6 protein-coding genes are annotated in these 6,862 nt (G+C 71.6%); 3 read left to right on the plus strand and 3 right to left on the minus strand.

Translation table 11 applies throughout. From position 1 onward, the window contains the following. The first annotated feature begins 287 nt into the window (after positions 1-287). Both ABT300_RS39655 and gnd read left to right on the plus strand, forming a co-directional pair. Positions 288-794 carry a MarR family winged helix-turn-helix transcriptional regulator gene (locus tag ABT300_RS39655; RefSeq protein ID WP_351686717.1) on the plus strand — a complete coding sequence of 169 codons (507 nt, stop codon included), beginning with the start codon at positions 288-290 and terminating at the stop codon, positions 792-794. Positions 795-949: 155 nt separating this feature from the next. Next, entirely contained in the window at positions 950-2,389 is a 1,440-nt protein-coding gene (gnd, locus tag ABT300_RS39660) for an NADP-dependent phosphogluconate dehydrogenase (protein WP_351686720.1), read from the plus strand. An 88-nt stretch (positions 2,390-2,477) separates the two neighbouring features. Here gnd and ABT300_RS39665 read toward each other — a convergent pair whose 3' ends face one another. From ABT300_RS39665 to ABT300_RS39675, 3 genes are all read right to left on the minus strand, one after another. Beyond that, positions 2,478-3,932 carry a glyceraldehyde-3-phosphate dehydrogenase gene (locus ABT300_RS39665; protein WP_351686723.1) on the minus strand — a complete coding sequence of 485 codons (1,455 nt, stop codon included), beginning with the start codon at positions 3,930-3,932 and terminating at the stop codon, positions 2,478-2,480. Between the two features lie 158 nt (positions 3,933-4,090). Then, the gene (locus ABT300_RS39670; protein WP_351686726.1) at positions 4,091-5,545 is read right to left on the minus strand and encodes an MFS transporter; all 1,455 of its coding nucleotides are present in this window, start codon (positions 5,543-5,545) and stop codon (positions 4,091-4,093) included. 28 nt (positions 5,546-5,573) lie between these two features. Then, the gene (locus tag ABT300_RS39675; RefSeq protein ID WP_351686729.1) at positions 5,574-5,975 is read right to left on the minus strand and encodes a DUF3291 domain-containing protein; all 402 of its coding nucleotides are present in this window, start codon (positions 5,973-5,975) and stop codon (positions 5,574-5,576) included. Between the two features lie 118 nt (positions 5,976-6,093). On the opposite strand from ABT300_RS39675, the gene ABT300_RS39680 reads away from it, so the two are divergent. After that, positions 6,094-6,711: a MerR family transcriptional regulator gene (locus tag ABT300_RS39680; RefSeq protein WP_351686732.1), complete on the plus strand. Its 618-nt coding sequence runs from the start codon at positions 6,094-6,096 to the stop codon at positions 6,709-6,711. Positions 6,712-6,862: the final 151 nt, after the last annotated feature.

Consider the following 6,862-nt stretch of genomic DNA (forward strand, 5'->3'; position numbering starts at 1 on the left):
TTCCGCCGCCCCCGTACATCAACACAACTTGTACAACTCTTTTACCCAACACGACCATTTTCCGATCTGGGTGGGGGTGGCTGTGGGGGGGGGGGCTCCCGCGCTCCGGTGGACCCGCCGCCCGTCGCCGTGACGACGCGATCCGGGGGGCGAGGTCGCGGCCCGGGGGACGAGGGCGCTCGTCCTGCGCCCTCGTCCCCGCCCCGTCCGCACGCCCCGCCCGCCCTGCGGTCCGCCGTGCCGGGTGAGCGGACCGATCGTCGGAAAACACCCCGTACTGTGTGCGCATGTCCACGACGCCCCGGTGGCTCAACGCCGACGAACGACGTGCCTGGCTGGCCTACGTCGAGTTCTCCACGCTGCTGTCCGACCATCTGAACCGGCAGTTGAGGCGCGACGCGGGCATGACACACGCCGACTACAGTCTGCTCGCCTACCTCTCCATGGCCCCGCAGACCACCCTCGGCATGTCCGACCTGGCGGAGCGGCTGAAGATCACCCGCAGCCGGCTCACCCACGCGGTGAGCCGGCTGCGCGACGTCGGCCTCGTGGGCCGCCGGGAGGACCCCTCGGACGGCCGCGGCCAGCTCGCCTTCCTCACCGACGCGGGCAGGGCCCTGCTGGAGGAGGTGGCCCCCGGTCATGTCGAGGCCGTGCGCCGGGCGGTGTTCGACGTGCTCACTCCCGAACAGGTGCGGCAGTTCGCGGAGATCGGCGAAGTGATCAGCGAGGCCCTGCACCGGGCCGAGAGCACCGAGGCCGACCCCGCCGCGCTGCCCTGGCGACGCCGGTAGGAGCGGCCCTGCGGACCGAGGGGCGAGGGCCGCGGCGACCGGCTGTCCAGGCTTGTTCGGCGGGGAATCGAGCAGAACCGGCCGACGGTCCGTACCTGGGGGTACCGGGGGCGGCGCCCGCCCTCCGGCCACGCCACCGATCCAAGGGACACCTCGTGAACGCAACCGCCGCCATCGGCGTCACCGGCCTCGGCGTGATGGGCCGCAACCTCGCGCGCAACTTCGCCCGCAACGGCTACACCGTCGCCGTCCACAACCGCACCGCCGGACGCACCCGCGCGCTCGTCGAGGAGTTCGGGCACGAGGGCGCGTTCGTGCCCGCCGAGTCGGCCGCGGACTTCGTGGCGGCGCTGGAACGCCCCCGCCGCCTGATGATCATGGTGCAGGCGGGCGCCGTCACCGACGCGGTCATCGAGGAGTTCGCCCCGCTCATGGAGCCCGGCGACATGATCATCGACGGCGGCAACGCCCACTACGCCGACACCCGCCGCCGTGAGGAGTCGCTGCGCGAGCGCGGCCTCCACTTCGTCGGCGCCGGCGTCTCCGGGGGTGAGGAGGGCGCGCTGAACGGGCCGGCGATCATGGTCGGCGGCTCCGGCGAGTCGTACGACGTGCTCGGCCCGATGTTCGAGTCCATCAGCGCCAAGGTCGACGGCGAGCCCTGCGCCACGCACATCGGCACCGACGGCGCCGGACACTTCGTCAAGATGGTGCACAACGGCATCGAGTACGCCGACATGCAGCTCATCGCCGAGGCGTACGACCTGCTGCGCCAGGTCGCCGGCTACACGCCGGCCGAGATCGCCGGCATCTTCCGGACCTGGAACGAGGGCCGCCTCGGCTCGTACCTCATCGAGATCACCGCCGAGGTGCTCGCGCACGCCGACGCCGCCACCGGCCGGGCGTTCGTCGACGTCGTCGCCGACGCCGCCGGACAGAAGGGCACCGGTCGCTGGACCGTGCAGACCGCCCTGGAGCTGGGCTCCCCGGTGACCGCCATCGCCCAGGCCACGTTCGCCCGGGCCGCCTCCGGGCAGCGCGAACTGCGCGCCGCCTACGCGGGCCTGCCCGGCGGCACCACGCCGCCGCTCAGCCGCACCGAGGCCACCCGCTTCACCTCGCAGGTCGAGCACGCCCTGTACGCCTCGAAGGTGATCGCGTACGACCAGGGCTGGAAGATGATCCAGGACGCGGCCGGCGAGTTCGGCTGGAAGATCGACCTGGGCGCGGTCGCCCGGATCTGGCGCGGCGGCTGCATCATCCGCGCCTCGTTCCTGGACCGCATCCGCGCCGCGTACGCGGCCGACCCGGACCTGGTCAGCCTGCTGGGCGAGATGGAGTTCGCCATGGAGATCACCGACGCGCAGGTGCCCTGGCGGGAGACCGTGGCCTCCGCGGCCCGCCGCGGCATCCCGGTGCCGGCCTTCTCCGCCGCGCTCGCCCACTACGACACCCTGCGGGCGGAGCGGCTGCCGGCGGCCCTGCTCCAGGGTCAGCGCGACTACTTCGGCGCCCACACCTACGGCCGCACCGACCGGCCGGGCGCGTTCCACACCCACTGGGCCGAGCCGGGACGCCCGGAGACGTCCGCCTGACGGATCCCGCAGGCGGCCGGAGCGGGACGCCCGAAAGGCGCCCCGCCCCGGCCGTCGCGGACTGCCGGCCCTTCCCGGCGACCGCCGGTCAGGCGCTCGTCGCGGGGAACGTCGGGTACTCCACGCCCGAGACGTGCTGGACGACGCGGACGACCTGGCAGGAGTAGCCGAACTCGTTGTCGTACCAGAGGTAGAGGATCGCGTTGTCCCCGTCGACCTTGGTGGCGCCGGCGTCGATGATCGAGGCGTGGCGCGAGCCGATGAAGTCCATGGAGACCGCGTCCGGCGCCGTGGTGAAGTCGATCTGGCGGCGCAGCGGCGAGGTCAGCGAGACGCCGCGCAGGTACTCGAGGACCTCCTCGCGGTCCGTCTCGCGGCCGAGCCGCAGGCTCAGGATCGCGATCGAGACGTCCGGCACCGGGACCCGGATCGAGCTGCCGGTGATCGGCGCGTCGAGGTCGGGCAGCGCCTTGGCGACGGCGGACGCCGCGCCGGTCTCGGTGATGACCATGTTCAGCGGCGCCGAGCGGCCGCGACGGTCCGCCTTGTGGTAGTTGTCCAGCAGGTTCTGGTCGTTGGTGAACGAGTGGACGGTCTCCACGTGGCCGCGCAGCACGCCGTACTCGTCGGCCATAGCCTTCAGCGGCGGGACGATCGCGTTGGTGGTGCAGGACGCGCAGGACAGGATCTGCTCGTCCGGCTTGACGGTGTCGTGATTGACGCCGTGCACGATGTTCGGGACGTCGCCCTTGCCGGGAGCGGTCAGGACCACCTTGTCGACGCCGGGGCGCAGATGCCGGGACAGGCCCTCGCGGTCGCGCCACTTGCCGGTGTTGTCGATCAGGATGGCGTTGTCGATGCCGTACGCCGTGTAGTCGACCTCGGAGGGGTCGTCGGCGTAGATGACCGTGATCTCGTTGCCGTTGGCGATGATCTTGCTGTTGGTCTCGTCGACCGTGATCGTGCCCTGGAACTGGCCGTGCACGGAGTCGCGGCGCAGCAGGGACGCCCGCTTGACGATGTCCTCGGCGGCCCGCTCGCCGCCGCCGCGCACCACGATGGCGCGCAGCCGCAGGCCGTTGCCGGAGCCGGACTTCTCGATGAGCAGCCGGGCCACGAGGCGGCCGATGCGGCCGAACCCGTACAGCACGACGTCGCGCGGTTCGCGCCGGTCGATCTTGTGGGCGCCGGTGGCGCCGGCGACGGCCTCGGCGGTGAAGTCCCGCACCGACAGAGCGCGGTCGTCGGCCCGGTGACTCTCGGCGAGGATGCCGAGGTCGATCTGGGACGGGCCGAGGTCGAGGGAGGTGAGGGCCTCCAGGTACGGGAGCGTCTCGGTGACCGAGAGCTCCTCGCCCGCGATCTGCCGGGCGAACCGGTGGGTCTTGAGGATGCTGACCACCGACTTGTTCACCAGGGAGCGGCTGTGCAGCAGGACCGTCACGTCCCGCTCGCGGTGCAGCTTCCCGATCATCGGGATCATCGACTCCGCGATCTCCTCGCGGTTCTTCCAGTCAGTGAACGAATCGTCGTTGAGCGTCACGGGCCTATCTTTCGAGCTAGGTGGCGCTCATATGCTAACCCTTCCGTTTTTTGATCATTCCAGCGGGCTCGCGCTCAGGTGTGCGCGGCGGGGGACGGCCGGGGTCAACGCCTCGGCGGCGGAGCGCGAAGGCGTGGCCCCGCCGCCGGCCGGGGGCGTCAGGACCGCTGTGCGGACCCTTCGGAGGGCTGCTGTCGACGCGGGATGCCGAGCGCGCACACGGCTCCGGCCAGGACGACCGCCACGCCCGTCCAGACCGCGGGGTGCAGCCCGTCCACGAACTGCTGCGGGCCCATGGTGCTGCCGTGGCCCACGAACACCGTGCTCAGCACCGCGATGCCGAGGGCGCCGCCGATCTCGCGGACCGTGGTGTTGGCGCCGGACGCCTTCCCGGCGTGCTCCTTGGCGACCGAGCCGAGCACCACCGCCGCCGTCGGCGCGAAGACGAAGCCCATGCCGACGCCGGCCACGATCATCGGTCCGACCAGCGAGGAGTACGCCGTGTCGACGTCCGCGACCAGGTTGATCCAGCCCAGGCCGACGCCCTGGAGGAAGAGGCCGAGGGCCATCAGCCGGCCGCCGCCCACCCGGTCCGTGAGCAGGCCCGCCACGGGCGCGACGAACATCGGCATCAGCGTCCAGGCCAGGGTGCGCACACCGGCCTCCAGCGGGGTGCGCGCCGGCACGATCTGGAGATACTGCGCGAGCAGGAACAGGGAGCCGAAGACGCCGAAGTACATCGCCGCCGAGACGACGTTGGTGAGGGTGAAGGACCGCACGCGGTAGAACGACAGCGGCAGCATCGGCTCCGGCGTCCGGGACTCCCAGCCGACGAAGGCGGCCAGCAGCACCACGCCCGCGGTGAACGCGCCGAGCACCTTCGCCGACGTCCAGCCGTCCGGCTCGCCGTGCACGATCGCCCAGACCACCGCGCACAGCCCCGCCGCCGCCAGCGCCATGCCGACCAGGTCGAGGCGCACGCCGGGCAGCGAGCTCTCCCGCAGGGCGAAGAGCACCAGCGGGATCGCGATCACGCACACCGGGACGTTGATCCAGAAGATCCACCGCCAGTCGAGGCCTTCCACCACCGCGCCGCCCACCACCGGCCCCATCGCGACGGCCAGACCGCTGACCCCGGACCACACGCCGAGCGCCATGCCGCGCAGCCGGTCGGGCACCGCATGGGACAACAGGGTCAACGACAGCGGCATGACGGCCGCCGCCCCGAAGCCCTGAATCGTGCGGAAGGCGATCAGCTGCGCGCTCGTGTCGGCGAGGCCGCAGCCGACGGACGCAAGCGTGAACAGCGCGATGCCGGCGACGAAGACCCGCCGGCGTCCGAACCGGTCGCCCAGTGCGGCGCCGGTCATGAGCAGACAGGCGAAGCTCAGTACGTAGGCGTTGACGAACCACTGCAGTTGCTGCGTGTCGGCCTTGAGGTCGACGGCCAGCGTGTGCAGGGCCGTGGAGACGACCAGGTTGTCGAGCGCGACCATGAACATGGGCACGCTGGCGGCGACGATCGCGAGCCACAGGGGTGTGCGGCGGCGCTCGGCCGGCGGGGCGGGGGCGACCGGGTGGTCGAGGACCGGGGTCTCTTCGGACAGCGTCATGGCGTGGATCTCTCCTCGGCGTGGGGTTTCAGGCACCGGTGCGTGACTGCTCGGCGAGGCGGCGGCGGGCGTCCGTCCAGTCGACGGGCAGGTCCGCCGCCGGGGTCTGCCAGAAGGCGAAGGTCGAGTCCTTCATGGTCGGCCGCAGTCCGGTCATGATCGATCTGTGCGGTTCGGTCCGCGCGTACGTGTAGAGCGCGTCCTTGTCCTCCCAGGCCGACAGGGTCCAGAAGGTGCGCTTCAGCGGCTGGGCGATCAGCGAGGCGCCGTAGGCGCCCGGCGCGCCGGACACCTGCTTCCACGCGGCCAGCGACCTGAGGAAGAAGCGCGGGACGTCCTTGAACGAGCGGACCTCGAACCGGGAGGCCATGACGAACGCCTCGGCGTCGGGGGCGGCGGTGCTGACGGTGGTCCAGCGCAGGGTGGGCATGGCTGATGCCTTCTCTCCGGCGGCGCGAAGGAATATTGGATACCTTCACTATCTATGTTAGACAGTAGACGTATCCAGTTTTTCGGGCAAGGCCGACCACCGAACCGGAGCCGTCCGCATGCGCATCTCCGAACTGAGCCGCCGCAGCGGCGTCTCCGTGACGACGATCAAGTACTACCTTCGTGAGGGGCTCCTCCCGCCGGGCCGTCAGACCGCCGCCACCCAGGCCGAGTACGACGACCAGCACCTGCGCCGGCTTCGCCTGGTACGCGCGCTGACCGGCGTGCGCGGCCTGTCGGTCAGCACCACCCGCGAGGTGCTCGACGCCCTCGCGGAGCACACGGACGACACCCACCGGATGCTGGGCCTCGCGCTGGGGGCCGTCCGGGTGGGCGGGAATCCCGCCGAGGACGGACCGGAGGCCGCCGAGGTCGAGGAACTGGTCAGGGAGCTGGACTGGGATGTGCATCAGGCGGCGCCCGCCCGCGCCGCCCTCGCCGAGACCCTGGGCTCCCTGCGCGACCTGGGCGTCCCGCTCGACTGGCGGACCCTGCTGCCCTATGCGCGGCTCGCCGAGCGGACCGCCGTCCTCGATCTCGACCAACTCGACGGTCTGGACGACCCGTTGGAGGCCGCGGAGCGCGCCCTGTTGCTGACCGTCCTCCTGGAGCCCGCGCTGATGGCGCTCCGGCGCATGGCCCAGGAGAACGAGTCGGCCCGCAGGCACATGCCTTAGCCGCCCCCTCGCGGCCTGCCGGCCCAGCTCCCGCGGCAGCTGGGCCGTGGCCGCCGGCGGGGGGCTGTGGGGCGCGAGAGATCGGAAGAGCACACCTCAGAACACCAGACACCCAACAACAAAACTCGGCCTGAGACATAGGCGGTAAAAT

Origin of the sequence: Streptomyces sp. NPDC001027 (assembly GCF_040299045.1) — a bacterium.
In the GTDB taxonomy this organism is placed as follows: Bacteria; Actinomycetota; Actinomycetes; order Streptomycetales; family Streptomycetaceae; genus Streptomyces.

Excerpts from the sequence above, each read along its gene's own strand:
- ABT300_RS39655 (WP_351686717.1), top strand. The coding sequence starts at position 288 with ATGTCCACGACGCCCCGGTGGCTCAACGCCGACGAACGACGTGCCTGG.
- ABT300_RS39670 (WP_351686726.1), bottom strand. The coding sequence starts at position 5,545 with ATGACGCTGTCCGAAGAGACCCCGGTCCTCGACCACCCGGTCGCCCCC.
- ABT300_RS39675 (WP_351686729.1), bottom strand. The coding sequence starts at position 5,975 with ATGCCCACCCTGCGCTGGACCACCGTCAGCACCGCCGCCCCCGACGCC.
- ABT300_RS39680 (WP_351686732.1), top strand. The coding sequence starts at position 6,094 with ATGCGCATCTCCGAACTGAGCCGCCGCAGCGGCGTCTCCGTGACGACG.